This window comes from Bacillus sp. SD075, from assembly GCF_017355165.1.
In the GTDB taxonomy this organism is placed as follows: domain Bacteria; phylum Bacillota; class Bacilli; order Bacillales; family DSM-1321; genus Peribacillus.
Genome location: NZ_JADILK010000105.1, coordinates 1 through 1,495 on the forward strand (window position 1 = coordinate 1; position 1,495 = coordinate 1,495).

Sequence of the window (1,495 nt, forward strand, 5' to 3'; positions counted from 1 at the left end):
TGGTCAAAATTTCAAATGGAATTTCAAAAGGGGTTCGGAATTTTTTAATTCCGAACCCCTTTTGTCTACAAGCTGAGCCGACTGGTTTTATTAAAAACCAGTCGGCTTTTCTTGCAAAAAAGTGGATAGTCGACACAAATGAACAGGTGTTAAAAGGAGGATTTTGTTTATTATAAAAAATGGTTATGAAATAAAGAATTTAAAGAATATGATCATTACTCATTACACATTATGATGTTGATCATATAGGTTCCCATCTGATTTCAGCGAAACGTATCCTTTGATTAATTGATGAAAAAGTATACGATGGTGATCTGATTTTAGATAACGAATGTAGAGTAGTAGAAACACCAAAGCATACCTCAGGGCATTTCATTATATTTTCCAAGTTTAAAAAGAGAAATAACAGATGATGCAGCTGTTAAGGTGAGACATGGATTGGTTCATTGCTCATCCAGACTTTTTCTTAAACGTTGAAAAAGCGGATCAGTCCTTAAGAAAAATAAAAATCTTAAAGCTGAAAATTACTATTGTTATCATGATGGGAAATTCACTTTATACAAATGAAGGTTCGGAGTGTTCCCACCCCGAGCCATGATTTACAAGAATAGATTATCGTTATGTTTTTTTACTGTAATCCTCATTAAATTGAGAGGATTTGCGACACTCCTGCCGAATAACTGGCTAGCCGAGACCCCACAGACGCTTGGCAGACCAGTCGGCGGAAAGGGAGCGGATTTCTGAAATTCATTGGAAGATTTATTTGAAAAAACTGTAGACAAACTTATATAACTAAAGGTGCAGGTTAGTTCAAGAAGAAATAGGGAAGATACTAATCATTGAAATGAAATAAATTAGACTTCCTCTTTACGTTATAAGGGAATAGAATATAAATAAAAAGGTGATTACAATTAAAAAAGTAAAAAGTATCCTATTTTTCCTTCTTGGATCCATATCTCTTGTGATTGGTGTTGCTGGGACTGTGTTACCAGTACTGCCAGGAGGTCCGTTTTACCTATTTGCTGCTTTTTGCTTTGCTAAAAGTTCCAAGTCGATTGAAAACTGGTTCAAAAACACCTCATTATATGAAAAATACGTTGAAGCATTCTTGAAAAAAAAGGGTATGACTCGAAAAGAGAAAATCAGAATCAATATAATTGCCGATTTCTTCATCGTAATTTCTGTATTTTATGTGGACATCCTATTAGTGAAAATCTTGTTGGTAGTGCTCGCACTCTACAAACATTATTATTTCATTAAAAAAATTAAGACAATTGACCGGAAAAATACGAAACAAAGTGCTGTTTGAACCTTCAAATAAAGGGTCCTTCCTGCAATAAGAGAGTTGCTTCGGCAGCTCTTTTTCTAATGGAACCAACGGGGCAGGGGAGTTCAAGAGTGCTGTTGGATCTTTGTTAAGTATTTTAGTCAACGATAAACCCGAACTATAAGCGGAATTTCCGGCTAATAGATCGGGTCTTTATTTGTTCTTTTC

Annotated in this window: 1 protein-coding gene and 1 pseudogene; both read left to right on the forward strand. The window is 34.9% G+C overall.

Going from position 1 to position 1,495, the window contains the following annotated elements:
• Positions 1–287 precede the first annotated feature (287 nt).
• Positions 288–567: pseudogene (locus IOC57_RS26420) on the forward strand (MBL fold metallo-hydrolase); the annotation flags it as partial.
• 334 nt (positions 568–901) lie between these two features.
• A complete protein-coding gene (locus IOC57_RS25435; RefSeq protein ID WP_309487769.1) occupies positions 902–1,309 on the forward strand; it encodes a YbaN family protein in 408 nt (135 codons plus the stop codon).
• Positions 1,310–1,495 lie beyond the last annotated feature (186 nt).